Below are 24,679 nucleotides of genomic sequence, written 5' to 3'. Positions count from 1 at the left end.
TAATCCTATCTAAAATGAACCTCTGACATAGAACAAAATTCACTGTTTTTATAAAACTCAATTCTATAAACTTTTTCATCAGCATCTATTGAGAATCTTTTGTCAAAATCTTTAAGCGAAACATTTATATCACTCTCATCAATCTGGCCAACTGCTTTGTAGCCAATAATATTAACACGATATTCATCGTCTTTAATAATTTTAAAATTGTCATTAACAAAAATATTTGAAACACTTTTTAAAGAGATTCTCTCGCCATCAACAACTGCCTCAAACTCTTCTTTACAAGAATCTCCAATTTTAAAATATTGTGGAGAAAGAGTAGTTATCATCTTATTGCCTATATAAACAACAAAATTTTGACCTTCTTTCACAATGTTGCCTAATGTGTTTGAAAATTTAAACTTGTTATTTTCTGATTTTATCGGAATAAAGCTTAAAGTTTTTTTTATATTTGTTAAATTTATTGAAATATTGTTATTTATACTCAAAGTACCATTATCTTTTAGGATCTCATCTATATTTTTTTCGTTTAGCTCAAACTCTCTTTTAAAAGAGATATTCATAATATTCATAAATTCTTCTATTGCTAAGAGATGATAAAAAACTTTTTGAGATAGCGAAGGTAGATTTTTACTACTCTCTATCGCAAAAGCTGGCTTGTTATTTGTAACTGCAAAATATGTAAGAGAGAGCTTCATCGCTTCATCTTCAAACTTAGTATTTGTATTTTTTACATCAAAAGTGTGGTGCTCTTCAATGAGTTTTTTATTAATTGCCTCTTTTATATCAAGAGCAATTTTATTTAAATTGCCAAAGGGCTGATCAATATTTAGACTGCATTGATCAATAACACATGTTTGACCCCACGCATTTGGATTAAATATATTTCCTTTGTTTGTTTTTCTATAAAATCCATTTCCATCATGAAGGTTTAAAACCAAAGAGACTTTGTTTTGTAAAATTATCTCTTTTATATCCTCTACGGTTTGCATATCTTTGTCATGTTGTTCTATTATAGAGAATTTTCTATTCATATCTCCATTTATGCCTCTGTTATCCTTGATGATACTATCTTTGTTTAGGTTTGGAACAACCCATAAGTTATTTGAATTTATTTTGTAGTGTGTTGTTAAAAGTGATGCGGCGAAATATCCACCAGGTTCATCGCCGTGTATCCCACCAATGACTAGAAGAGTTGTGTTTGAATCGCTGTTTTCTTTTTTAATTAGTTGAATCTCTCCAAAGAGAGGAGAGAGAAGAATTAAAAATAAAGAGAGCTTTAGTGAAATATTTTTCATAAATATACTCTTTTATTTTTCTGTTAATATTTTCATTTTTTTGTTTTCATCGAGTTCAATTACTAAAGTTTTGTCTCCATTGAACTCAAAACTAGCAGATTTATAGTGCTCTTGAAATGTTATTTCATAAATATTGGGGCTGTTTGGGTAAGGAAGAACGTTTATATTGTTGAAAATAATAGTTTTTTTCTCATTTTTTTGAAAAACTCTTGTTTTATAACTTCTGAATTTTTCGATATCCATTCCATCAAACCTAACAAAGTTAGGAGAGTAAAAACTTAAATAATTTTTTATATCATCGTATAGCCATGCATGTCTCCAAGCATATAATTGTGCTAGTATAGAGACTAGACTCTCTTTTGCAACATTTTGTTTAACTTCAGAATCGTTAATGATAAGAAGTGTTTTAGATATGTCAATATTTTTATTTAAACACTCAATACTTGAATTGTTTATTGCAATACAACCCCTTGTAAACTCATCTCTATCTTCCGCTGGAAGTCCATGTATCCATATTCCAGAACCATTTTTTCCTTTGTATGTGTCGTAAACATTTGGATATGATGTAACAAAAGCAAATGGTCCATAGAATGGGTCTAGTTTAGTCTCTTTTGAGAGTTTTTGAGTGATTTGATATATTCCTGTTGGAGTTCTTAAATCTCCCTCTTTTATTTTATCACCTTTCATTTTTCCAGTAAATGCACTATATTTTTTTTTAAATTTAAAATTCTGATTTTCATCAAGTGAATATAAATTTAGAGACGATAGTGATTTATCACATGTAAGAATATTTTCATACGATTCGATAAATCCAAAATTTATATCCCCATCTTTTATTTGAGTTTTCCAATATTGCTCAGTTGATAGCTCCAAATCCATCTGCTTCTCGATGTCAGCAGTACCATTATTTCTGTAGCTTGTTAATATATCAACAGCGTAAACATTTAAACTCAGTAGTATAAGTAGTAGTAGTTTCATGATGTGTAACCTATCTCTTGTAAATATGATTTATCTTTACTCCAACCCTTTTTTACAACAACTTGTAAATCAAGGTATGCTTTTTTCCCACTTAGCATCTCTATCTTTTCTCTTGAGTATTTGCCTATTCTTTTTATGCCTTCCCCGCCTCTGCCGATAATGATTCCCTTTTGAGACTCTTTTTCTACAATTATGGTTGCAATGATTCTATCTACATTTTTCTCTTCATATATTTTTTCTATTAATACATCAGACTCATAAGGGATTTCATCACTTACATTTTGAAAAACTCCCTCTCTGATAAATCCAGCATATATATCACGCACTAATTCGCTTGTCAAATCCTCTGGATCAAAAAGAAACGGAGATGCAGGAAGCATTTTTGAGATAGTCTCAAGCAAATCTTTATGTCCAATTTTTTTTGGAATTGCCATTGGGATTAATGCTTCAAAGTTATCTGAGAATTGATTGTATTGCAATATTTTTTTAAAGAGTTTATCTTGTGAGACTTGATCTATCTTGCTTAAGACTATGATATGTTTTACTTTTGAGTTGTTAAGTTTTAAAAATTTTTCATAGTTTTCAATACTATCGGTAATTGGAGCTAGATAAACTATTAAATCACAATCCCCCATGGCTTTGAGTGCTTCATCAAGCATAAACTGATTTAACACTTTTTCTCTCTCATGTAACCCTGGCGTATCAACAAAGATAATTTGAGTATCATTGTGCATAACTATTGCATTTGATCTTTTTCTTGTTGCATTTGCCTTTTGGCTAACCATGGCAATGTTTTCACCCAAAAGAGAGTTCATTAAAGTGCTCTTTCCTGCGTTTGGACGACCTATTAGTGAAACAAAACCAGCTTTGGTTTCTTTAGTTGAGGCGTGATTTGCCATGTTTTTTTCCTATAAGATATATCTAGAGAGATCGTCATTCTCAACTATTGTGTCTAACTTTTCATGTACTAATTTTGAAGTAACTATAAACTCTTTATCTTTATACTCGTTTGCACTGAAGCTAACATCTTCTAAGATTTTCTCTATAACGGTATGAAGTCTTCTAGCTCCTATATCCTCGGCTATCTCATTTGCACGATGTGCTAATTTAGCGATGGCTTTTATAGCTTCATCTTCAAATGTCAGCTTCATTCCCTCAACGCTAAGAAGAGCTTCATACTGTCTTAGAAGAGAGTTCTTTGTTTGAGTTAATATCTTGTACAGAGTCTCTTCATTTAAAGATTCAAGCTCAACTCTAAGAGGAAATCTTCCTTGAAGTTCTGGAATCAAATCGCTTGGTTTGCATAGATGAAAAGCACCAGCTGCGATAAATAGAATATGGTCTGTATTTATTGTTCCATATTTTGTAGAAACGCTACTTCCCTCAACGATAGGCAACAAATCTCTTTGAACTCCCTCTTTACTTGGATCATTTCTACCTTGAGACTTTTCGCTTATAGCTATTTTATCTATCTCATCAAGAAAAATAATTCCACCATTTTCAGCACGTCTTAGGGCTTCAACATTTATATGAGTTGAGTCTATGAGTTTTGCGCTCGCTTCATCTCTTAAGATGATTTTGGCATCTTTTACGCTTAGCTCTTTTTTGTTGTCCTCTTTGTTCATTTGAGAAAATACACGAGAAAATGACTCTTGTACTTTTGCCATCTCTGGAGGAAGATTTGTATCATTGAATTCTACATGTATCTTTTGAACTTCAAGTTGTATGATTTTATCATCCATCTCTCCAGATAAAACTCTCTCTTCCATAACACTCAGAAGCCTTTGATAGTCATCTTTTTTACTCTCACTAGCACCAAGTGGAAGAGGTGGAAGAAGTTTCTCAACTATTTTATTTAAAATATAGTTGTCAATTTTTTCTCTATTTTCTTCCTCTTTTTCTGCTTTAACAATAGCAATAGAGGCAACAACCAAATCTCTAATCATAGACTCAACATCACGTCCAACAAAGCCAACTTCTGTATATTTACTAGCTTCAACTTTGATAAAAGGAACTTTCATCATCTTTGCCAAACGTCTTGAAATCTCTGTTTTACCAACTCCAGTTGAGCCTATCATAAGGATATTTTTTGGTGTTATATCGCTTTGAAGCTCAGGGCTTAGCTGCATTCTTCTATATCTAGTTCTAAGAGCAAGAGCGATAGTTTTTTTGGCATTTTGCTGAGATATTACATACTCATCTAGATACTCAACAATCTCTTTTGGCGTTAAATTCACTTCTTTTCTCCATCTAATGAAAGAACTTTGATATTGTGATTTGTATATATACACAAATCGGCTGCTATGCTTAAGCTCTCTCTAACTAGAGCTTCTTCATCAAGCGAAGAGTGCTTTTTAAGTGCTCGTGCAGCTGAAATAGCAAAGTTTCCGCCGCTCCCAATAGAAGCAATCTCCCCATCTTCAGGCTCTACAACATCGCCATTTCCTGTAAGTATGAAAATATGTTCACTATTTAAAACTATCATCATAGCTTCAAGACGGCGAAGAACTTTATCTTTTCTCCAAGCTTTTGAAAACTCAACAACAGACTTTAAGATATCGCCTTTTTTTGCCTCTAAAAACTCTTCAAACATATCAAAAAGGTTAAAAGCATCTGCAGTGCTTCCTGCAAAACCAGCTAAGATTTTGCCATTATAGAGAGTACGAATTTTTGTAGCATTGCCTTTTAATACGCTGTTGCCAAAGGTAACTTGACCGTCACCGCCTATTACAGCTCTATTTTTACCTTTGTATGCAAGTATGGTAGTAGCGTCAAACATTATTCGCCTACAACATCCACATGTAATGTAGCGTGAATACCGTGACCTAATCTTAAGTCTAAGTCATGTTTACCAGCAGTTTTAATAGATAATTTATCTGTAATATGCTTTTTATCAATTTCTACATTGTGCTGCTCTAAGAGAGCATGAGCAACTTCATCTTTTGTAATTGAGCCAAATAGATGTCCATTTTGTCCTAGTTTTTTAGTGATAACAATCTCTGCTTTATCAAGCTTTGTAGCTAAATCTTTAAGAGACACTATCTCCTTAGCTAAGTTTTCTGCTGCAATTCTCTCATCTTCTTTGTGTTGTGCTAAAATCTCAGCTGTTGCATGTTTTGCAAAACCTTTTGCTATTAAAAAGTTTTGACCATAGCCATCTTTTACCTCTTTAACTTCACCTGCTTTTCCAAGTGTTTTTACATCTTTTATTAAAAGTATTTTCATTGTTTTTTTCCTTATCTCTCTATTTCGCCGCCATAAGATACGATTCCATAAGTTAAATTTCCTATTTTTGTGTATCCCATATCACTTAAAATTCTAGCACAGTGAGCACTTCTGCTTCCTACATGACAGTAGAGAATTATATTTTCTTCTTTATTTAGCTTAGCGTCATCAAGTGCAGCAAAAAAACTACTTGTTGGAACAAGTTTATTTGCACCTTTAATATGACCCATCTGCCACTCCATGTGCTCACGAACATCAACAAGCGTGAAAGTTACCATGCCAAGTTCTCTTGCTTCAAGAAGGGAGACTACTTCATCACCATCTAGCTCTCTTTGATTTAGTAAAAGGGTTGCTTCTTCTTTAGTTAAGCCACGAGAGTGCGTATGAACTGCTTCTTCCATGCCCATTTCAGCTCTTTTATTCGCAGCGTACTCAGGTGTACAGTAGATTCCACAGTGACAAACACCATCTTCTGGAATCTCTTGTTCAATTGCTGGTTTACATGGACAGATTCTATCATCTACGCTTCTTGGTTTTTCATCTACAACTTCAACCATAAAACATGGACAAAAGCGCTTACCATACATCATCTTGTTTCTAGCAAGACCCATTTGTACGCCTTCGTTTACCTCTTCTTGAGGATTGTAAACCCAACCAAATTGGTGATTTACTTTATCTGTAAATTTTATAGTTTTTTGTAACTCTTCTTGAAATTCAGGTGAATTCATATCTATTTTTATAATACTCATGTTTATCTCCTGCGGGTTCTATTTTTTTCTTGCTTTGCCAGCAATAATAAATCTTAGCGCATTAAGTTTGATAAACCCTGCTGCATCTTTTTGGTCATATACCGCATCTTCTTCAAATGTACAATATTCTGGATTAAATAGTGAAAACTCAGAAGAGCGTCCAACAACCATTACAGAACCTTTGTATAGTTTTAGTTTTACACTACCTTTTACATTTTTTTGTGTTGTATCGATTGCTGCTTGAAGCATTTCACGCTCAGGTGAGAACCAAAAACCGTTATAGATGAGTTTTGCATAACGAGGCATTAATTCATCTTTTAAGTGAGCTTCTTCGCGGTCTAATGTGATAGACTCAATTGCGCGGTGTCCTTTTAACATGATAGTTCCACCTGGTGTTTCATAACATCCACGGCTTTTCATACCAACATATCTGTTCTCTACAATATCTGCACGCCCAATACCATGTTTGCCAGCTATTTTATTGAGTGTTTCTAACATAGTTGCAGGAGTTAATTTTTCGCCGTTTAAAGAGACAGGGTCTCCATTTTCATAGCCTATTGTGATGTATTCTGGGGTGTTTGGGGCATCTTCAGGTTTTGTAGTCCATAACCACATGCTATCTTCTGGCTCCGCGTTAGGATCTTCTAAAATTCCACCTTCGTATGATATATGTAGTAGATTTGCATCCATAGAGTAAGGAGATTTTTTACCTTTTTTCTCTATTTGTATGCCATGCTCTTCAGCATAAGCTAAAAGTTTTTCTCTTGAGTTTAAATCCCATTCTCTCCATGGAGCGATAACAGTAAGAGTTGAGTCTTTGCTCAAGTAACCCATCTCAAATCTAACTTGATCGTTCCCTTTTCCTGTTGCGCCATGGCTCACTCCATCTGCATTAGTTAAGTGAGCGATTTCAACTTGTCTTTTTGCGATGAGTGGTCTTGCTATTGAAGTTCCAAGAAGATATTCGCCCTCATAAATAGCATTTGCTCTAAACATAGGGAAAACATAATCTTTTACAAACTCTTCTCTTAAGTCATCAATAAAAATATTTTCAGGTTTTATTCCTAAGGCTAATGCTTTAGCACGAGCTGGTTCAACCTCTTCGCCTTGACCGATATCAGCAGTAAAAGTAACAACTTCGCACTTATACTCATCTTGAAGCCATTTTAAAATAACACTAGTATCAAGTCCGCCAGAATATGCCAAAACTACTTTTTTAACTTCTCTTTTCATAGTAAAAACCCTTATAAGCAAAATAATTGGCGCGATTTTACTACAAAAGATATTAAACAAGGGTTAGCAAAATAAGATAAAGAGTGTAGATAAAAATTAGAAGCAGAGATTAAAGCTGATTCAAAAGGGTTTTTGACTACCCTTTTGAATCAAAGAGAATTCCAGTAACTTCGCGCATCTTTGGTAAAAAATCTGCCGCTTGCTCAGCTGGGAATCTTCTTATCATCTTGCTTGTTTCAGACTCTATAACTGAAACGTAAAATATATCTTGTTGATCAACACCAAATTTAATATTCGTATTCATTGGAGCAAGTGCTTTGTTTAGTTGATTTACTAAATCTTGAACTTGCTCTTTAGAATCTATCTTTTTTGGAGCATCCGTGCTCTCTTTTTGCATCTCTTTAACCAAATCAACTTGCTTTGGTTGTTGAACTTGCGTCTGCTGTAGATGAGTCTGCTCTTGAGCAGATCTCATTTGAGTTTGTTGTTGTTTTGCAACATTTGCTATGCCATCCATGACTTACTCCTTATTTTTATAACATTACTAGACTCCAAATCGGCATAAAAAAAAAATACTTTAATTTAAAGATATTTTTTTTTATTTTTTTTACATAATTTTATGATACCCTTGCATTTATGAATGAGTACATTAAGCTATTACAATCCCAACCTACTTTAAAACGCCTATCTATAGTGCAGTTAATAGCTTATTTTGGCGCTTGGTTTAGCAATGTGGCTATCTATACTTTGCTCTTAAAAATGGATGTATCTGCCGAGGTTATTGCTTTTACTGCTATGCTTCATTTTCTCTCAGGAATTATTCAAGCTCCATTTTCAGGCTCTATTATTGATAGTGTAAAACCAAAAAAACTTCTTTTATCTCTGCTTGTATTTGAGATATTTACAACTCTTTTTCTTGTTTTTGTAAATAATATTTCAGATTTATGGCTTTTGTACATGTTAGTCTTTTTAAAGATGTCAGCAGCTAGTTTTTATTTCACTACAGAGATGTCTCTTCTGCCAAAAATTCTAGATGGCAAAAAACTGCAAAAAGCTAATGAGATACACTCAATAATTTGGTCATTCTCCTACACTTTAGGAATGGCACTTAGCGGCTTTGTTGTCTATCTATTTGGAGTAAAAGTAGCATTTATTCTTGATGCACTTATGTTTGTTGTTGCCTTTTATATTCTCTATAAGACAAAAATAGATATAGAGTTTATAAAAAGCAAAGAGAGTTTTATAGAGATGATGCATGACACTTTTAGATATCTTAAGCGAACACCAAGTGCCCTGCATCTGATGATGCTTCATGCTTTTGTAGGTTTTACTGCCTTTGATGCTTTGGTTGCTTTGATGGTAGATAAATATTATGCTTCTATAATTGCTACCTCTTTGGCGCTTGGAATGATGCACACTTCAAGGGCAATTGGTCTGGTAATAGGACCTATACTTTTATCAAAATGGGTAAATAATAAAAGATTCTCTTACTTCTTTTTATTTCAAGCTTTGGCAATTTGGCTATGGGCTTATTTGATGAAGGATTTCTACATGTCACTAGTTGCTAGTGTTTTTGTTGGGCTTTTTACTACAACGTTGTGGTCATATACATATACGCTTTTGCAACAAAATATAGACTCTAAATACTATGGACGAATTGTTGCGTATAACGACATGTTATTTTTGCTATCGGCGGCTTTTACATCTTACATGATAGGATTTTTGGCTACAAAAGGCTTCTCTTTAGAGTTTATAACATCGCTCATTGGCGTTATGTTTATAGTTGGTGCGCTCTATTTTAGATGGGTAATAAAGAGTCAAAATATAAAAGATGTAAAAATTTAAAACTCAAGGAAAAACACAAAAGATGGCATCGGGGATTTTTTTACTTTTAGATGATATTGCAATGCTCGCTGATGATGTGGCGGTTGCTAGCAAAGTTGCTACTCAAAAAACAGCGGCAATCCTTGGCGATGATTTGGCTGTAAATGCTCAAAAGGCAACAGGATTTGAGCAATCAAGAGAGTTGGCGGTTATTTGGGCGATAACAAAAGGTTCACTGAAAAATAAAGTTATTATCTTGCCAGTTGCATTTTTACTAACAGCAATAGCTCCAACTTTGATTACAGTTATACTTGTGTTTGGTGCGCTTTTCTTGCTTTATGAGGGCGTTGAGAAGATTGAAGAGTATCTATTTCATAAAGCTAGTGAGGAGAAAAATGAAGAGCTACTAAACTCAACGCCAGAGACTATTTTAGAGATAGAAAAGCAAAAGATAAAATCAGCAATTTTAACAGACTTTATACTCTCGATAGAGATTGTAGTAATCGCCCTTGCTGCGGTCGCTACAAAGCCATTTATGGTGCAAGTATCTTCTACTATAATAGTTGCACTCATTGCTACTTTTGGTGTTTATGGACTTGTTGCAATGATAGTTAGAATGGATAATGTCGGATTTTATCTCATAGATAAAGAGCATCAAAAAAGTGGACTTTTTCTTATAAATGCCATGCCAAAACTTATAAAAACATTGGGCTTTGTTGGAACATTTGCGATGATTTTAGTTGGTGGTGGAATTTTAACTCATAAAGTAGAATTTTTTCATAACTACTTTATAGATGGAATCCCTGCAATTTTAAATGACATGTTGATTGGCTTAGTTATCGGAGTTGTAGTTCTGTTTATTGTAAAGATTTTTAAGAGACAAAAAAATTAAGAATAAACCAATAAATTCAGTTTTTAATAAAAATGAAAAAGAGAGTAAAAAAACTCTCTTTTTACTCTCTTAAAAATTATAAATTTCCACTTAAACTCATCGCGAGGTATGTGTTATAAGCAACATAAGCAACGACTAAAAATATACCTTTTATTCGAGTAATCTTTCCATCTTGATTTTTAAACCTATAAGTCATGATTAAAAGTGCAATTGTTAAAACTAACATTACAAGCCAATCTCTTTGCAATACTTCTAAAGCAATATTATTCATAGGTGCAATAAGCGTTGCAATGCCTATAACGGCTAAGATATTAAACATATTAGAACCAACGACATTTCCAATAGCGATGTCATGTTCACCTTTTCTTGCAGCTATGATAGAAGCTGCAAGTTCAGGCAGAGAAGTTCCAAGAGCGACAATAGTGAGTCCAATAATCAAATCACTCACACCAAATTCTGTAGCAACTCCAACAGCGCCCCAAACTAAAAGTCGAGAGCTTGCGATGAGCATAACAAGACCAATAATAAGCCAAATAACTCCTGCCCTTAAACTCATTTTATGTTCAATGAGCTCATTATCCATTTCAGCTTCTAGTGCATCACCTTTGCCTTTAATAGCGGCAAAAATTGACCAACCGATAAGTGAAAAGAAACCAATTATGAGGACAATTCCTTCATTGAATGTAAGCGCATTATCAACTAACATATATCCTGCGAGTAAAACAATTAAAAGTAATAAAGGAATCTCTTTTCTTACAATTTTTGACTTCACACTAATAGGAGCGACAATCGCTGTAACTCCTAAAATCAAAGCAATATTAACAATATTAGAACCCAAAGCATTACCAAGAGCAAGTGCTGGATTACCTTCCATCGCTGCAATAGCTGAGACGACCATTTCAGGTGCACTTGTTCCAAATCCAACTATCAAAATACCTATCAGTAAACTAGGCATTCCTAAATGTTTTGCAACAGAAGCCGCACCACTAACAAACTTATCCGCACTCCAAACAAGAATTACAAATCCTGCAATAATTGCGAGTATATAAAGTATCACTAAACCTCTTTTTTAAAAATCGAAAAGTTCTGAGAAAAAGCTCTCTTTTTTCTTTTTATGATATCCATTATTATCATGACTATTATATTTATTGAAATGTTCTTTTTGAGCATTTTCATATCTTGGTTGAGCATGTGAGTTGCTATTATTTGCACTTGAAGAAGATGCACTTTTTTCGATTATCTTATCAAGTTCGCCTCTGTCAAGCCATACACCTCTACAAGTTGGGCAATAATCTATCTCAACACCCTGTCTATCACTCATAACTAAATCAACATTTGTACATACAGGACACTTCATTTTATAACTCCCTAATTAAACTATTTTTTGTTTGGAATTTATTTAAGTTATCGATACTATGTTTATTAAACTTAATATTTTTAGCTCCATAAAATAAATGTGAGAATTGTACAATTAGTATGTTAACCAAAAAAGATAGTTCTAATTTTTATTTTAAAATTATTTTCTATTAAAAACTTAAGTTTACTTATTTCTGTTCTTAAACTTTGATTTTTTTTGGAAAGTATATCTGATGCAAAGATATCCAATATATTTAATCAATAAATTTTAGATTTTATATTAAACATTTCGTAGTAAATATCTACCATCTCTCTTAGAGTTTTATCATCTAAATTACTTTTTGCTTTTATTCCAAATCTGTTTATATACTCATAAGGCAATATCGCTTTTTCGATTGTAGGCTCTCTTAAATATTCAAATATTGCCTCTTTAATTTTTTTCTCACTGCTATATTTTTGGGTATATTTTTTTATTATCATGTTGAATTTAAAGTCATTTTCGTGACAACTTAGACAATTTTTTTTAAAGGTAGAACCATAAAGTGAGCTTAAAAACAGAGTGATAATAAATATAGCTTTTACCATTTTAGCGTTACCTTTGTACCTTTTTGAAGTTTTGACTCTATGTTTATATCTATATTGTACTCATCTATTATTGATTTTATGATGCTGTATCCTATGCCAAAACCGCCTTGTGTTTTATCAAATCTTTTGTATCTTTGAAAAATCACACTTATCTCTTTTTGACTCATCCCATTTCCCTCATCTGAAATTAAGAGATATGATGGCTTTAGTACAATGGTTATAGTTGTTGCTTTGTTTGTGTATTTTATAGCGTTTGAGAGTATGTTGTCTATAAGTTTTTCTATCTTTTTTTTGTCTGCAAAAAAGGTGACGTCATCATCTATATCAACTATTATATTGAGCTTTTTTGCATTTGTCATAAAAGAGAAGTAGCTAACTCTATTGTGCAAGATTTGAGATAAGTTTAGCTCTTCATTTTGTGATGATATTTTGTGGTTTAAGAGTAGATATACCAAATCCTCATAAAGATTTGAGATGGTAGCTGCTGCGCTTTTTATCCTTAGTAATTTTTTGAGGGATTTTTCATCACAGTTTTTACTCTCAAGTGTCTCTATGTTTGCCATAATTGTAGTTATTGGTGTATTTAACTCATGCGTTGTTTCTTTTATGAAGTTGTCAAGCAGTCGCAAGTTGTCTCTCAATGGTTTTAGTACCGCTCTTACAAGAAAATAGGAGGTTATAAAGGTGAGGATAATAACGAAAATAGCTGTTGCTATGAGGTCATTTAAAATATTTAATGATTTTGTATTTTTTTGGACAACCATAAAAGCAGCGCCCAAATAGTGAGGGTTCATAGAAGATACATAGTACGTTTTAGCCTCTTTAAAATATAGTTTATTATCAAGAGTCTCTATTTTTGAATCTATTGTAGAGAAGATAAGGTTTTTGTCAATATCATAAATGGCACTCTCAAACTCTTTAAATCTAGGGTACATGTACTTATCATCGCCATTTTCATGTACATCAAAGAGCTTTTCTTGTAACTTTGAGCTGTACTCCTTTAGGGTATCTTCTTCCAAGTGCATAAGCTCATCTTGCTTATAAAAGTAGTAGCTGCCAAAGAGCGTGGCAATAAGCAGAAGTGTTGAACTTAGATAAAGTCCAAGCACATAAAAAATGGTTTTTTTTTCACTACTGTACAAGTTTATATCCAACTTTTTTTATGCTTATTATCATCTCTTTTCCTATAAGTTTACGTAGATTTTTTATATACGTTCTTAAACTCATATCGCTATATGGCTCATCATGTGTCCAGAGCTCGGAGTAGATATCCTCTAGCAAGACGCACTCATTTTGATGTTTTAGAAGAAGTTTTAGCAAAAGAGTCTCTTTTGGGTTTAGTGCTGTTTTTCGCTCCCTAATATATAGCTCATTTGTAAAGGTGTTAAACTTTACTCCATCTTCTATTTTAATAATAAAATTTTGTGATTTAAACTCTCGTTTTAGAAGTGCTTTTATGCGAAAGAGTAGCTCTTTTAAGGCAAAGGGCTTTTTGATATAGTCATCAGCGCCACTCTCATAACCCATAGATAAATCATTTATACCTTGAAGTGAAGTTGTAAAGATGGTAGGAGTTAAAATATTTGCTCCTCTTAACTCATGTAATAGCTTAAATCCATTGATTTTTGGAACATTTACATCAAATAAAAACAGATCAAAACTCTCTTTGTAAACTTGCTCTAAAGCTTCTTCTCCATCATAAACTGCTTTAACATCAAACCCCTCTTCAATGAGATATTCCGCAATAGTATCACAGAGAGTTATGTCATCTTCAAGATATAAAATTTTCATAAAAAATTATATCTACAAATCATGAAGAAAATTTTAAAGTATCTGATTTTCATCTAGCTCTTCAAAAACAATGCCTCTGTTTTGTATCTTCATAATCTTGTCAAAGTAGGGTAAAATTCTCTCATCATGGGTAACTGTGATGATGGCTACGTTTTGCTCTATTGCTATTTTTTTGAGCATTTTTATAACGCTGATTGAGCGATGGGCGTCTAGTGCGGCTGTTGGCTCATCGGCTAAGATAATTTCTGGGTTGTTAGCTAAAGCTCTAGCTATTGCTACTCTTTGGTTTTGTCCGCCTGAGAGTTGTGATGGCATAGCGTGGGCTTTATCGGCAATCTCAAGATACTCTAGCAGCTCCATCGCTTTTTGTTTTGCCTCTTTTTCGCTTACTTTGTTGACTTGAGGCAGAAGTGTTATATTTTCTATAACATTTAAAAATGGAATGAGGTAGTGGGCTTGAAAGATAAAACCTATCTTCTCTCTGCGAATACGGCGTGTATCTTTTGCAATCCATTTGTTGTTATAGACCACTTCTTCTCCTAACCAAATCTCTCCGCTAGTAGGCTCAAGCACACACCCAATCATCATCAAAAGTGTCGTTTTTCCTGCACCGCTTGGAGCGATAAGTGCTACAAGTTCGCCTTTGTTTATCTCAAACGAGGCGTTGTCAATTACTTTGACTAAGCTATCATTTTTGCCAAAATTTTTAACTAATTTTTTGATTTTTATGGCAGATTTTTTTTCCATTTCACCCTCCGATTGCCGCTGCAGGGTCGGCACTGATAACTTTTTTAACACCAACAAAAGAGGCTAGTATAGAGGCTATGATGATAACACCAAAGAGCATCCATGCATCTGGAATTTCTAAGACAATTCTCTTTGGAAACTTATCGTAAGTAAGATGAGAGAAGATATTTCCAAATATAAACGCAAAGACCCCAAGAAGCAGTGTCTCTTTGACAATCATTGAGATGATAATCGAGTTTGGAAGTCCCATAAGCTTCATAATAGCTATCTCTTTCATCTTCTCTAGAGTCATAGTGTAGATGATAAGAGCGATAATAATGGTTGAGACTACAACTAAAATAGCGGTAAATAATCCTATCTGTTTTGAGGATTTCTCTATGAGGTTTTTTGTCAAAATCTCTTTTTGATCTTTTGCACTATATACGCTTTTGTGTTGCCATTTTCTTATCTCTGATGCCACTTCTTCTATGTCGTAGCCGCTTTTTACTCTTGCAATTATGACATTTACCATATCAGATTCTGAGTTTTTCACCCCTCTTGCTACACTATTTTGAATCTCTTTATTTGAGTATAGAAACTGAAGCTCTTGCGCATCTTTTAGGTTAAGATAAACAAGAGGGTCTCCGCCATTTGAAACAGTGTCGTGTGTGATACCGACTACTGTATAGTTGTTTCTTCCTAATTTGATTATTTCACCTAATTCAAACCCTGTTTTATCCGTTACCACGATTTCGTAATGCTCATTTTTTAAAGCTCGTCCTGCTACTAATCTTGCCTCGTTTATGGGGTTTATTGAGCCATAGATGTCATAACCCACCGCTACAACACGAACTGGTTTCTCACGAGATGGGAGCTGGATATTTTGAAATGTCATCGCTTCACTTTTCTCAATGCCTTGCATAACATAGATAGTCTCTCTCATATCTCTATAAACTCTTGAAGATTCAGCAAAAGGTCCTAGTGTATCTTCTTGAACTATCCATAAATCAGCTTTTATATCATTTAAAAGAGTTTCAGCATCAGCCATCATTCCACGATAAACGCCAATCATAATAAGAACAATGCCAAGCAACATTCCAACACCCATAGCAGTTACTAAAAACTTGCCAAGAGTATGTTTGATATCTTTTGCAGCTAAATCAATCATCTAAAAATCTTCATTCCATTGCTTAGAGGTTTTTTACTTATATCTAGTTCGAGAAGTTCTGCCTCTGCGCTTATTCCAGATTTAACAGCAACTTCGTTGTCATTTTGTGCCAAAATTTCTATAGGTTTAAAGAGAGCGCTATCCCCATCAGCTACCCAAACGCCTCTTTGCTCTTTGTAAGTTCTAAGAAGTTTGGCAGGTATTTTTATAGCGTCTTTATATGTTGCAACTTCTACATGTACCTCTGCTTGTTCATTTATGTAAAATTTATCTGGAGTAACATCAAAACCGACATTTATCTCTCTCTCGAGTGTTACGGCGTTGCTCGTTGCTACAACTCTTTGAAGCGTTGCAGGGATATTTTCGTTTGGTTTAGATCTTAAGTTGATCGTTGCCTTTTGCCCTACTTTTAGCTCTGAGGCTACTCTCTCATCAATATTTGTACGAATCCAGAGTGTTTTTGGATCAACGATTTTAAAAATAGTAGAAGAGGGCAGAACGTAAGAGGCAAGCTCAGCATCTTTTGAGATTATATATCCATCTACTGGAGAGTAAATTTTAAATCTTTGAAGCTTCTCTTTAAGTGCTTCTATGCTCTTTTTAAGTCGTAACTCTTCAGATGATGCAGATGCAATTTTAGCTTTTGCAGAGGCTATTTGAGCATCTATATTGGTTAAATCACTCTTTGCTTTGTCATACTCTGCTTGAGATAAGTACTTCTGCTCTAAGAGTTTTTTGTATCTTGCGTGAGTTGATTCTATAAGAGTTCTTTGAGCTTCAAGAGCCTCTTTGCTCTCTTTTGAAGATGATGCTTCAAACCCAGCTTTCAGCAGTGAGGCTTTTGCTTCTTCAACTAAAAGAGGCATATCTACGCTATCTATAATAAGGAGCAGGTCTCCTTTTTTTACAAAATCGCCCTCGTCAAAAAAAATCTCATTTATCTTCCCGCCACTCTGTGCTGTGATGTTGTAGATATTTTTAGCGTCCACATTTCCTATACCACGGATAGTTACATGTAACTCACCAATTGAGGGTTTTATAGTTTGAAATGTTGATTTTACAACATAAACTTTATTGTAAAAAATAGCTCCAATAGCGACTACTATAACTCCTGGTATTATATATTTTAAGTAATTTTTCACTCACTCTCTCCTCTTAAATATTCTAATCTATCCATAATTTTTTGTATAGCAAATTTTGACTCTAAGAGTCCTAGCGTAGCTTGTAAGTTTAGAGATGAAGCATCAAGCACCTCTATGTAGGTTGATAGCCCCTCTTTGTATCTTGCTTCTACTATTGTTTTTGTAGCTAAAGTAGAATCAATGAGAGCCTCTTTTGCCTTTGTTGTGTAGTGAAATCTTTGTAAATCAATAAGAAGGTTGTCTATCTCCTCTTGCAGTTGGAGTTTTTTTGTGTTGTATGCCTCTTTTGCCATCTCTATATCTATGCGAGAGATTTGCTCTTGTGCTGAGATTCTACCTCCGCTGTATATTGGAATTTTTATTCCAATGCCAACCATTGAAGCGTCATATTCGTTTAGTGAACTTTGACGTGTGTAAGAGGCAACTGCATCGAGAGAGCCATAATTTTGGGCTTTTACTGCGCTATATAGAAGTGTATCTCTCTTGATAAGTTCTTGTGCGCTAGAGAGAGCATAGTTTTTTTGCATAACATCTTCTTTTGTAGTTTTAAAATCCTCTCTTTTATCTATGCTGTTATCTTTGAGAGTAGCGTCAAACTCTACCTTTTCGCCCATATATAAAGAGAGTGTCGTTAGCGCTTTATGAAGTTCAGCTTTACTTTGTGCTCTTGCATCATCTGCGCTATATAGTGCACTAAGCATACTCATCTCATCTGCTTGTGTCTTTAAACCTTCACGAACAAGTGCCGCTGCTTGTTTATATAGCTCCTCTTTAGTTTGATAGTCTCTCTCTCTAGTTTGTAGGGCTTTTGTTTGAAATAGTGCTAAGTTGTAGATGTTTTTAATGTTATAGCCAAGAAGAGCCTCTGCATCTTTGAGTGAAAGAGAAGCTATTTTTTGACTCTTTTCGTTTGCTTTTATAGTTGAGGTGGTTTTTGAGAAATCATATATTTTTTGATTTATCTGAGCACCAACTTGCCAGCTATCACCAGTTATGGTTTTAAAAGCACCATTTTGTGGCATTACAAAAGTGTTGTGAGGATTATAATCTGCACTTAGATTTACTTGAGGCAAGTAGTCAGCTTTTGCTACATCAACTCCAAAAGAGCTCTGCTCAAGAAAAAGAGAGAGTTTCTTGATATCTGGATGATTCCGCAGAGATTTTTCGATACAGGTTTCAAGCGTCAGGGTTTGTGCATGTAAGCCCAAACCAAAAAGAGCTAAAAAAAGAGCTAAAAATTTACTCATAAAAATAGGTCCTTATATGAAATATAGACGTATTATTGCGTACATTTGTGAAATTTTTGTGAAATTGAAATTTGCACAGAGATTCAATATGGTTATTTTTTAGATTGCTACATTTATAAACCAATAATGATAAGCCAATAATAAACTCCTCTTAGCTACTATACGAAAAATATATTTATAGAAGTTTTTATATGAAAAATATGATTTATAACTCAAATATCGGTGAGATTGATTTGAGTAAACTTATCCGTCTTTATCCAGCTGTTGTCGTTGAGCTAAATGGCGATATCGCAGAGATGAGCCTTGAGTGGGTAGAACTTTATGGTAGCAAGGTAAAGATTATCTCTTTTGTGCTTGTTTTTGATTTTACTCCACCTTCCGAGGAAGAAAAAGATAAAAAAATCCTAGAATTTAAAACAAAAAATGAGCTAATAATGGCGATGCAAGAGGTATCACAATTTTTTCAAGAGTAATCTCTAAAGATACCCGCAAAGTACTCTCCATAGCAATTCCAGCCGCACTAAAGCATCTCGTAGATATATTACAGATTCTCATAGATATGCTTATGGTTGGAATGATTAGTATCTCAGCTCTTGCAGCTGTTGGTATGAGCATGCAGTTTATGATGGTTATAAATGTTTTAATGACGCTCTATGTTGTGGGTGGAAATGCTCTTATTTCCAGATTTATAGGGCAGGGGAGAAAGAGAAGAGCGTCATCCCTTCTCTACTCACTGCTTATAGTCGCTTCTATCTTATCTATCTTTGTAACAATAGGCGGATATTTTGGGAGTAAATATCTCTATGCTATTATGGGTGCGCAGGGCGATGTGGTAGAGCAGGGCGCACTCTACTTTAAGATACTCTCACTTGGAATCATTCTTGTCTTTATAGACACACTCATCTACAACGCACTCTCAGCGGCGGGAGATACAAAAAATTCACTCTATATAAAGCTAGTCTCAGCGGCAATTAACGCTTTTTTAAACTATGTTTTTATTTTTGGTCATTACGGTTTTGATGCAATGGGAATTGAAGGGGCAGCTTATGCTACTCTTATGGCATACTGTTTTAATCTTTTAGCGTACTATATACTTCTAAAAAAACCATACTCAAAACTAAATATCATCCCAATTATTCGCATAAAAGATATTATCAGAGCTTGGCATGTAGGTTGGAGTGCAGCACTTGAGAGAGGAATATCTAGCATCTCATTTCTGTTTTTTGTCTCTATCATAGCAGCTTATGGGACAGCGGAGTTGGCGGGGTATCAAGTAGGGCTTCGTATTGAGGGGATTGCTTTTATGCCAGGATTTGGATTTGCAATAGCCGCTACTGCTTTGGTTGGTCAGAGTTTGGGTGCAAATAACAGAGAAAAAGCTTACAAAATGGGCATAATAAGTGGTAGAGTTGCTTATATATTTATGGGCTTTGTCGGCTTTTTTCTTATAATGTTTCCAGAGTTTTTAGTCGGCTTTTTTACTCAGGATGCACAGACTATAGCGGTGGCATCTTACTATCTTATCTTTGTAGGTCTTGCTCAAATTCCTCTTGCCATTATGTTTGTATATTCTGGGGCTCTAAGAGGTGCTGGGGCTACAAAAACAACGTTAAAGGTAAGTATTGTCTCTCTTTGGATTTTTAGAGTAATCCCCTCATATATAGCATATAAAATGGGGTATGGAATCGTTGCAATATTTATAATTATGAATGTTGAGACTCTTATAAAAGGGATTATTTACGTCTATATTTACAAGCAAAAAAGATGGCTGGATACAAAAATTTAAGATAATAAAGATATAATTTAACGACATTTTAAACACTAAAGAATATTATTTTATGAATATACCAAATAGAACTAAGCGAAATACGCTTATGCTCGCACTCTTTATCTTACTATCATCATCATTGATTGCATATCTGTTTTTAAACTATCAACTTAAAAAATCCATAAATAGTGAGTTCGAGAGAGTTGTAGAATCAACACATAGACTCTTTGAAATCAATTTAAAAGATGAAAAAGAATATTTAGATATAAGCTTAGATGAGCTTCTCTTAAGTGATGGACTATCTAAGGCTGTAGCAAATGGTGACTATAAAGCGATAGACTCTATTGTCTCTCCATACTATAAAAAATTAAAGCAGAGCAAAAAAGCTGTAAACATTTTAACATTTCGCTCAGAGGATGGTATTACGCTTTATCGTGCTCACAAGCCTGAATTTTTTGGGGATAAGGTGAGCCAGCAGAGAAAACTCATAGCGGATACAAATTTTTTTAAACGTTCATTTGATGGTTTTGAAGTGGGTAAATTTGAGATGACATATCGTGTTACAAGACCAATATTTTATAATGAAAAATATGTCGGGAATTTAGAGCTTGGAATTTCACCAGAGTATTTTTTACATGAATTAAATGCGGTTTTTAAGACGGAACTAGGCATTGCTATTGATAAAAAATTGCTTGATATTTTCTCCAATAAAGAAGAAAAAGGGACAGTAGCGATAGATGATAGATATGTGTTAATTGATAATAAACAAAATTTAAAAAAATATTTTATGGATGAGAATAGAAGTGAGAGTTTGTATAAAGTAAGCATGAATATATCACTAAAAAATCATCTCTCAGAGAGTCTTGGACATTTGATTGTTGGTTTTGATATTAGAGATATAGCGGAGAAAAATACAAATTTTATATACATGCTATTTTTTATGATAGCTTTGATGATGTTTATTCTAGTAGGAATTTTGCATTTTGGTTTCAATAAAATTCTCAAACACTTTTCAAAGCAGGTCTATAAAGATCATTTGACAAATTTAAAAAATAGATATGCACTAGATGATGCTTTAACTTCGCAAAAGAGTAAAGTACTGATTTTAAGTAATATAAAAGAGTTTAGCCTTTTGAATGAACTCTATGGTGTACATGTTGGAAATGAGACGCTTATTCAAGTTGCACATGCTTTTAAAGAGTTTGCACAAGAGCACAGTTTTGAGGTATATAGAATCTCTTCTGATGAGTATGTCCTCTTGAAAAATGATGAAAATTTTGATGAAGATAGCTACTCAAAACTTACAGAGGAGCTTCATTGTAAAATAAATTCACTAAATATAGTCATTCATGGAGTTGATGAAATTATTAGTATTGAGATATATTCTGGCATTGCGCATGATCATGCACACTCCTTAGAAGATGCACAAATGGCACTGAAGAAGGCTAAGAAGAACTCTTTGAGTTATATGATATATTCAAAAAATGTAGATACAAAAGAGTCATCACAGACAATATTAAATATTAAAAAAACTATTAAACATGCTCTTGAGCATAAAAATGTAGTTCCATTTTTTCAACCAATTACTGATAAAAATGGAACTATTGTGAAGTATGAGGCTCTTGTTAGAATAGTAGAGTTTGATAATGGCAAAAAAAACATACTCTCTCCCGCAGAATTTTTAGATATATCAATGAAAAGCGGCTCATATATAAAAATAGCAAAAGAGATGCTAGAACAAAGCTTCAGTATCTTTGCCTCAAGAAGTGAGAAAATTTCTGTAAATTTTTTACCAAATGATTTTTTAAATCCATCTATCATGGAAGCGCTAATAATAGGCATAGAGAAGTTTGAATCACCAAATAGAGTTGTAGTAGAAATTACAGAACAAGAGGGTGTTGAGAACTTTGAGAGACTCTTACATGTTGTAAAAAAATTAAGAGATATAGGAATTTTGATTGCGATTGATGACTTTGGAAGCGGTTATGCAAACTATGCACATATCTTGCAGATAAAACCAGATTATCTAAAGATAGACGGCTCACTTATAAAAGATATACTAGAGGATAATGAGTCAAGGATTTTGGTTCAAAGCATCGTTAGATTTGCAAAAGAGTTAGGAATAACAACAGTTGCAGAGTATGTTGAAACCAAGGAGATATTTGAGCTTCTAAAGAGTTACGGTGTGGACGAATTTCAAGGCTACTATTTTGGTCGTCCAACCGATTTGATAGGTGTTTAGCCTTACTTTTGGGTAATAAACTAGAATATGTTGAAAGTTTGAGTTTTCGTTTTTCCGTTTTCTATATCGTCTAAACATTTTTGAAAATAAGCTTTGTCTTTTTCAAACTGTTTTGTTTGCATATATGTTTTTGTCTCATTATCTAGCTCATCACTTGGCATTAGCGTTAGATTTTTTACCATACCGTCTTTAAGATTACTGATAAGGGTTAAAAAAGTTTCAAGTTTACTATCATCTACTTGTAGTTGTATAGTCTGCACATTTACACCTTTTTTGATTTATGAAATAATTATGTCTTATTGGAGCATATAAGGTTATGAAAACTTATTGTTAGTTTGTCTTTACAAGTAGTAAAATTTATAAAAACTATCTCTTGCCTTTAAACTGCTCTTGTAAAGCTTTTAACTCATCAGCGTTTTGCTGGGCTTTTTTTACCGCTTCTTCAAACGCAAAGCCTTTCATGACTATTTCATATAAATGTGGTTTTTCTTTTCTCCAATTTCTTATAGTTGCGGTTGCAACACCTAAATATCCAGCCATATCTCGTTGAGTCATTTGTGCCATTTTTCGCCTTTTTTAGCAAAAAAAGTAACTTATTATCTCTGATTATCCAACACAACAATATTTAGCGATATTTACATATTTATAGCTAATAGTTAGCTCTTTAAGTATAAAGAAGATAATATTTATCTCAAAAACTTAAAAAAGAGACAAATAATGGCTTTATCACTTATAGAAGAGTTACCAAAAATTGTTAAAGAGGGGCGTGCTGAAGCGGCTAGGATTTTGGAGCGGATAAATAGCGGAAATGCTCTTGCACTTCAAACAAATGAGTTGGTTTTGCCCTCTAAAGATGTAAGCGGACTTTTTCGTGGTGAGATGCCGAGTTCTGATGAGAGTGAGTGGAAAAACAGGCTTATTTATGGGGATAATATTTTAGTCATGCAAGGGCTTTTAGCAGGAGATGCGACAAGTGGGCTTGAGAGTATGCGAGGCAAGATAGACCTTATCTACATCGACCCACCTTTTGACAGCAAAGCGGATTACCGCACCAAAATCACGCTTCCAAATATAAACCTCAGTCAAAAACCAACCGTAATTGAGCAATTTGCCTATGCCGACACATGGAAAGACGGCACGGTGAGTTACCTCAAGATGATATATCCCCGTTTAGTTTTGATGCGTGAGCTTTTAAGTGAAAAAGGCTCTATTTATGTGCATATTGATTGGCATGTTGGACATTATGTCAAGATTTTGCTTGATGATATTTTTGGGAAAGGGAAATTTAGGAATGAGATAATTTGGCATTATTCAACATTAGGACGACCAAAAGATAAATTTGCACAAAAGCATGACCAAATTTTTGTTTATGGTAAATCAGATGACGCATTTTTTAACACTGAAGAAGCAAAAATTCCTTATTCAGATGATTATATAGAAAGCCATTTTAGAGATATTGATGATAATGGTAAAAAATGTAGAAAAAGGTTTGATGCTGGAAAATGGAGAATATATTATCCTGATGAAGGAATGATTCCTAACGATGTATGGGATATTCCTTATGAAAACTCAATGTCAAAAGAAAGAGTTAGTTATGCTACGCAAAAACCAGTTGCTTTAATGGAAAGAATTATAAAGTCATCTACCATAAAAGGACAATTAATAGCTGACTTTTTTGGAGGAAGTGGAACAACAGCAGTTGTTGCAGAAAGATTAAATAGACAATGGATAAGCTCCGACATCGGTAAACCCTCTATTATGGTGCAACGAAAAGTTTCAACGCCACATCATAAACATAGATTCTCAGCTTGCAATGTTTCTAAAAGAGAGGGATATATCTCTTTAATAACATAGATTGAGTTTGTGTGAATTTATCTTATAAAAAAATCATAAAGTAAAATAATATTTCAAAATGCAATATTTTTAAATCAAATTTTTATTTTGTATTATAGTTGTGTAAATCTAATATTAGCAGGGATATGTATGTCTGATGTAGTGGTTTATAATGATGGAGAATTAGAGCTAAAAATCTCAATTAATGAAGAAAATATTTGGCTTAATCAAGTTCAAATAGCTGAATTATTTGAGACGAGCAGTGATAATATTAGTCTGCATTTGAAGAATATTTACAAAGAAAAAGAGCTATCTGAAAATTCAACTGTCGAGGATTTCTCGGTAGTTCGGCAAGAAGGTGGCAGAAGCGTAAAAAGAAATATAAAAAACTACAACTTGATATAGAAAAATACAACAAACAATACCGCAATCTTGAAGTAAAAATCACCAAAAACTTTCATGATAGATTTTCGATCTGTGATGAAACCGTATATCATTTTGGAGCGAGTTTCAAGGATCTTGGCAACAAAGTATTTGCAGTCAATAAAATGAGTCTATCGGTCAATGATTTGCTAAAAAATATATAAGATGCAAATTGTTTCAAGTATTTGGGGTGTAG

Annotated in this window: 27 protein-coding genes; 7 read left to right on the top strand and 20 right to left on the bottom strand. The window is 33.7% G+C overall.

The genetic code is table 11. The features are described from left to right. Positions 1-5 precede the first annotated feature (5 nt). From SUDEN_RS07220 to SUDEN_RS07180, 9 genes are all read right to left on the bottom strand, one after another. Entirely contained in the window at positions 6-1,301 is a 1,296-nt protein-coding gene (locus tag SUDEN_RS07220; RefSeq protein ID WP_011373009.1) for a M99 family carboxypeptidase catalytic domain-containing protein, read from the bottom strand. Positions 1,302-1,313: 12 nt separating this feature from the next. Next, a complete protein-coding gene (locus tag SUDEN_RS07215; RefSeq protein WP_011373008.1) occupies positions 1,314-2,279 on the bottom strand; it encodes a L,D-transpeptidase family protein in 966 nt (321 codons plus the stop codon). Then, positions 2,276-3,178: a GTPase Era gene (gene era / locus SUDEN_RS07210; protein ID WP_011373007.1), complete on the bottom strand. Its 903-nt coding sequence runs from the start codon at positions 3,176-3,178 to the stop codon at positions 2,276-2,278. The genes SUDEN_RS07215 and era overlap by 4 nt, the downstream gene beginning before the upstream one ends. Positions 3,179-3,187: 9 nt before the next feature. Further along, a complete protein-coding gene (gene hslU / locus SUDEN_RS07205) occupies positions 3,188-4,516 on the bottom strand; it encodes an HslU--HslV peptidase ATPase subunit (RefSeq protein WP_011373006.1) in 1,329 nt (442 codons plus the stop codon). Then, positions 4,513-5,058: an ATP-dependent protease subunit HslV gene (gene hslV / locus SUDEN_RS07200; RefSeq protein WP_011373005.1), complete on the bottom strand. Its 546-nt coding sequence runs from the start codon at positions 5,056-5,058 to the stop codon at positions 4,513-4,515. The genes hslU and hslV overlap by 4 nt, the downstream gene beginning before the upstream one ends. After that, positions 5,058-5,504: a 50S ribosomal protein L9 gene (rplI, locus tag SUDEN_RS07195; protein WP_011373004.1), complete on the bottom strand. Its 447-nt coding sequence runs from the start codon at positions 5,502-5,504 to the stop codon at positions 5,058-5,060. Before rplI ends, hslV begins: the two co-directional genes overlap by 1 nt. A gap of 11 nt (positions 5,505-5,515) precedes the next feature. Then, positions 5,516-6,253 carry a ferredoxin-thioredoxin reductase catalytic domain-containing protein gene (locus SUDEN_RS07190; protein WP_011373003.1) on the bottom strand — a complete coding sequence of 246 codons (738 nt, stop codon included), beginning with the start codon at positions 6,251-6,253 and terminating at the stop codon, positions 5,516-5,518. Between the two features lie 18 nt (positions 6,254-6,271). After that, positions 6,272-7,486: an argininosuccinate synthase gene (locus SUDEN_RS07185; RefSeq protein ID WP_011373002.1), complete on the bottom strand. Its 1,215-nt coding sequence runs from the start codon at positions 7,484-7,486 to the stop codon at positions 6,272-6,274. Between the two features lie 136 nt (positions 7,487-7,622). Further along, the gene (locus SUDEN_RS07180; protein WP_011373001.1) at positions 7,623-8,003 is read right to left on the bottom strand and encodes a flagellar protein FlaG; all 381 of its coding nucleotides are present in this window, start codon (positions 8,001-8,003) and stop codon (positions 7,623-7,625) included. A gap of 119 nt (positions 8,004-8,122) precedes the next feature. On the opposite strand from SUDEN_RS07180, the gene SUDEN_RS07175 reads away from it, so the two are divergent. Continuing rightward, on the top strand, positions 8,123-9,331 hold the full coding sequence (locus tag SUDEN_RS07175) for an MFS transporter (protein WP_011373000.1): 1,209 nt from the start codon (positions 8,123-8,125) through the stop codon (positions 9,329-9,331). 22 nt (positions 9,332-9,353) lie between these two features. After that, positions 9,354-10,202 carry a DUF808 domain-containing protein gene (locus tag SUDEN_RS07170; RefSeq protein WP_011372999.1) on the top strand — a complete coding sequence of 283 codons (849 nt, stop codon included), beginning with the start codon at positions 9,354-9,356 and terminating at the stop codon, positions 10,200-10,202. Positions 10,203-10,278: 76 nt separating this feature from the next. On the opposite strand, the gene SUDEN_RS07165 is transcribed toward SUDEN_RS07170, so the two are convergent. The 9 genes from SUDEN_RS07165 to SUDEN_RS07125 form a co-directional block, all read right to left on the bottom strand. Beyond that, on the bottom strand, positions 10,279-11,259 hold the full coding sequence (locus SUDEN_RS07165) for a calcium/sodium antiporter (RefSeq protein ID WP_011372998.1): 981 nt from the start codon (positions 11,257-11,259) through the stop codon (positions 10,279-10,281). Positions 11,260-11,271: 12 nt separating this feature from the next. Next, positions 11,272-11,559: a zf-TFIIB domain-containing protein gene (locus tag SUDEN_RS07160; protein ID WP_011372997.1), complete on the bottom strand. Its 288-nt coding sequence runs from the start codon at positions 11,557-11,559 to the stop codon at positions 11,272-11,274. A gap of 257 nt (positions 11,560-11,816) precedes the next feature. Beyond that, a complete protein-coding gene (locus SUDEN_RS07155; RefSeq protein WP_011372996.1) occupies positions 11,817-12,143 on the bottom strand; it encodes a hypothetical protein in 327 nt (108 codons plus the stop codon). After that, positions 12,137-13,285 carry a sensor histidine kinase gene (locus SUDEN_RS07150; protein WP_049752207.1) on the bottom strand — a complete coding sequence of 383 codons (1,149 nt, stop codon included), beginning with the start codon at positions 13,283-13,285 and terminating at the stop codon, positions 12,137-12,139. Before SUDEN_RS07150 ends, SUDEN_RS07155 begins: the two co-directional genes overlap by 7 nt. After that, positions 13,275-13,934, bottom strand: a complete 660-nt coding sequence (locus tag SUDEN_RS07145; RefSeq protein WP_011372994.1) for a response regulator transcription factor — start codon at positions 13,932-13,934, stop codon at positions 13,275-13,277. Before SUDEN_RS07145 ends, SUDEN_RS07150 begins: the two co-directional genes overlap by 11 nt. A gap of 33 nt (positions 13,935-13,967) precedes the next feature. Beyond that, positions 13,968-14,681, bottom strand: coding sequence for an ABC transporter ATP-binding protein (locus SUDEN_RS07140; protein WP_011372993.1), 714 nt, complete (start codon positions 14,679-14,681; stop codon positions 13,968-13,970). Between the two features lies 1 nt (position 14,682). Continuing rightward, positions 14,683-15,828: an ABC transporter permease gene (locus SUDEN_RS07135; protein WP_011372992.1), complete on the bottom strand. Its 1,146-nt coding sequence runs from the start codon at positions 15,826-15,828 to the stop codon at positions 14,683-14,685. Beyond that, positions 15,825-16,970, bottom strand: coding sequence for an efflux RND transporter periplasmic adaptor subunit (locus SUDEN_RS07130; protein WP_011372991.1), 1,146 nt, complete (start codon positions 16,968-16,970; stop codon positions 15,825-15,827). Before SUDEN_RS07130 ends, SUDEN_RS07135 begins: the two co-directional genes overlap by 4 nt. Further along, on the bottom strand, positions 16,967-18,217 hold the full coding sequence (locus SUDEN_RS07125; protein ID WP_011372990.1) for a TolC family protein: 1,251 nt from the start codon (positions 18,215-18,217) through the stop codon (positions 16,967-16,969). The genes SUDEN_RS07130 and SUDEN_RS07125 overlap by 4 nt, the downstream gene beginning before the upstream one ends. 191 nt (positions 18,218-18,408) lie before the next feature. On the opposite strand from SUDEN_RS07125, the gene SUDEN_RS07120 reads away from it, so the two are divergent. From SUDEN_RS07120 to SUDEN_RS07110, 3 genes are read left to right on the top strand one after another with little or no spacing between them, the layout of a single operon-like run. Beyond that, the gene (locus SUDEN_RS07120) at positions 18,409-18,690 is read left to right on the top strand and encodes a hypothetical protein (protein WP_011372989.1); all 282 of its coding nucleotides are present in this window, start codon (positions 18,409-18,411) and stop codon (positions 18,688-18,690) included. Then, positions 18,669-20,003 (top strand): MATE family efflux transporter, encoded by a 1,335-nt coding sequence (locus tag SUDEN_RS07115; protein WP_430742002.1) that lies wholly within the window; start codon positions 18,669-18,671, stop codon positions 20,001-20,003. The genes SUDEN_RS07120 and SUDEN_RS07115 overlap by 22 nt, the downstream gene beginning before the upstream one ends. Positions 20,004-20,055: 52 nt before the next feature. After that, a complete protein-coding gene (locus tag SUDEN_RS07110; protein WP_011372987.1) occupies positions 20,056-22,227 on the top strand; it encodes an EAL domain-containing protein in 2,172 nt (723 codons plus the stop codon). A 20-nt stretch (positions 22,228-22,247) separates the two neighbouring features. Here SUDEN_RS07110 and SUDEN_RS07105 read toward each other — a convergent pair whose 3' ends face one another. Both SUDEN_RS07105 and SUDEN_RS07100 read right to left on the bottom strand, forming a co-directional pair. After that, entirely contained in the window at positions 22,248-22,487 is a 240-nt protein-coding gene (locus SUDEN_RS07105; protein ID WP_011372986.1) for a hypothetical protein, read from the bottom strand. Between the two features lie 106 nt (positions 22,488-22,593). Further along, complete coding sequence (locus SUDEN_RS07100) at positions 22,594-22,791, bottom strand: hypothetical protein (RefSeq protein ID WP_011372985.1); 198 nt, start codon at positions 22,789-22,791, stop codon at positions 22,594-22,596. A gap of 153 nt (positions 22,792-22,944) precedes the next feature. Between SUDEN_RS07100 and SUDEN_RS07095 the strand changes: the two genes are divergently transcribed. Together SUDEN_RS07095 and SUDEN_RS11505 are read left to right on the top strand one after the other, a co-directional pair. Then, positions 22,945-24,081 (top strand): site-specific DNA-methyltransferase, encoded by a 1,137-nt coding sequence (locus SUDEN_RS07095; RefSeq protein ID WP_011372984.1) that lies wholly within the window; start codon positions 22,945-22,947, stop codon positions 24,079-24,081. A gap of 129 nt (positions 24,082-24,210) precedes the next feature. Next, a complete protein-coding gene (locus SUDEN_RS11505; RefSeq protein ID WP_049752204.1) occupies positions 24,211-24,465 on the top strand; it encodes a hypothetical protein in 255 nt (84 codons plus the stop codon). Positions 24,466-24,679: the final 214 nt, after the last annotated feature.

This window comes from Sulfurimonas denitrificans DSM 1251 (genome assembly GCF_000012965.1).
GTDB lineage: Bacteria > Campylobacterota > Campylobacteria > Campylobacterales > Sulfurimonadaceae > Sulfurimonas > Sulfurimonas denitrificans.
Note: the sequence above shows the minus strand (reverse complement) of the source record. Positions and strands in the feature narration are given on the sequence as shown.

Bases quoted from the DNA above. Each gene is read 5' to 3' on its own strand.
- SUDEN_RS07220 (WP_011373009.1), bottom strand. From the start codon at position 1,301: ATGAAAAATATTTCACTAAAGCTCTCTTTATTTTTAATTCTTCTCTCT.
- SUDEN_RS07215 (WP_011373008.1), bottom strand. From the start codon at position 2,279: ATGAAACTACTACTACTTATACTACTGAGTTTAAATGTTTACGCTGTT.
- era (WP_011373007.1), bottom strand. From the start codon at position 3,178: ATGGCAAATCACGCCTCAACTAAAGAAACCAAAGCTGGTTTTGTTTCA.
- hslV (WP_011373005.1), bottom strand. From the start codon at position 5,058: ATGTTTGACGCTACTACCATACTTGCATACAAAGGTAAAAATAGAGCT.
- rplI (WP_011373004.1), bottom strand. From the start codon at position 5,504: ATGAAAATACTTTTAATAAAAGATGTAAAAACACTTGGAAAAGCAGGT.
- SUDEN_RS07190 (WP_011373003.1), bottom strand. From the start codon at position 6,253: ATGAGTATTATAAAAATAGATATGAATTCACCTGAATTTCAAGAAGAG.
- SUDEN_RS07185 (WP_011373002.1), bottom strand. From the start codon at position 7,486: ATGAAAAGAGAAGTTAAAAAAGTAGTTTTGGCATATTCTGGCGGACTT.
- SUDEN_RS07180 (WP_011373001.1), bottom strand. From the start codon at position 8,003: ATGGATGGCATAGCAAATGTTGCAAAACAACAACAAACTCAAATGAGA.
- SUDEN_RS07175 (WP_011373000.1), top strand. From the start codon at position 8,123: ATGAATGAGTACATTAAGCTATTACAATCCCAACCTACTTTAAAACGC.
- SUDEN_RS07170 (WP_011372999.1), top strand. From the start codon at position 9,354: ATGGCATCGGGGATTTTTTTACTTTTAGATGATATTGCAATGCTCGCT.
- SUDEN_RS07160 (WP_011372997.1), bottom strand. From the start codon at position 11,559: ATGAAGTGTCCTGTATGTACAAATGTTGATTTAGTTATGAGTGATAGA.
- SUDEN_RS07155 (WP_011372996.1), bottom strand. From the start codon at position 12,143: ATGGTAAAAGCTATATTTATTATCACTCTGTTTTTAAGCTCACTTTAT.
- SUDEN_RS07145 (WP_011372994.1), bottom strand. From the start codon at position 13,934: ATGAAAATTTTATATCTTGAAGATGACATAACTCTCTGTGATACTATT.
- SUDEN_RS07140 (WP_011372993.1), bottom strand. From the start codon at position 14,681: ATGGAAAAAAAATCTGCCATAAAAATCAAAAAATTAGTTAAAAATTTT.
- SUDEN_RS07135 (WP_011372992.1), bottom strand. From the start codon at position 15,828: ATGATTGATTTAGCTGCAAAAGATATCAAACATACTCTTGGCAAGTTT.
- SUDEN_RS07125 (WP_011372990.1), bottom strand. From the start codon at position 18,217: ATGAGTAAATTTTTAGCTCTTTTTTTAGCTCTTTTTGGTTTGGGCTTA.
- SUDEN_RS07120 (WP_011372989.1), top strand. From the start codon at position 18,409: ATGAAAAATATGATTTATAACTCAAATATCGGTGAGATTGATTTGAGT.
- SUDEN_RS07110 (WP_011372987.1), top strand. From the start codon at position 20,056: ATGAATATACCAAATAGAACTAAGCGAAATACGCTTATGCTCGCACTC.
- SUDEN_RS07100 (WP_011372985.1), bottom strand. From the start codon at position 22,791: ATGGCACAAATGACTCAACGAGATATGGCTGGATATTTAGGTGTTGCA.
- SUDEN_RS07095 (WP_011372984.1), top strand. From the start codon at position 22,945: ATGGCTTTATCACTTATAGAAGAGTTACCAAAAATTGTTAAAGAGGGG.
- SUDEN_RS11505 (WP_049752204.1), top strand. From the start codon at position 24,211: ATGTCTGATGTAGTGGTTTATAATGATGGAGAATTAGAGCTAAAAATC.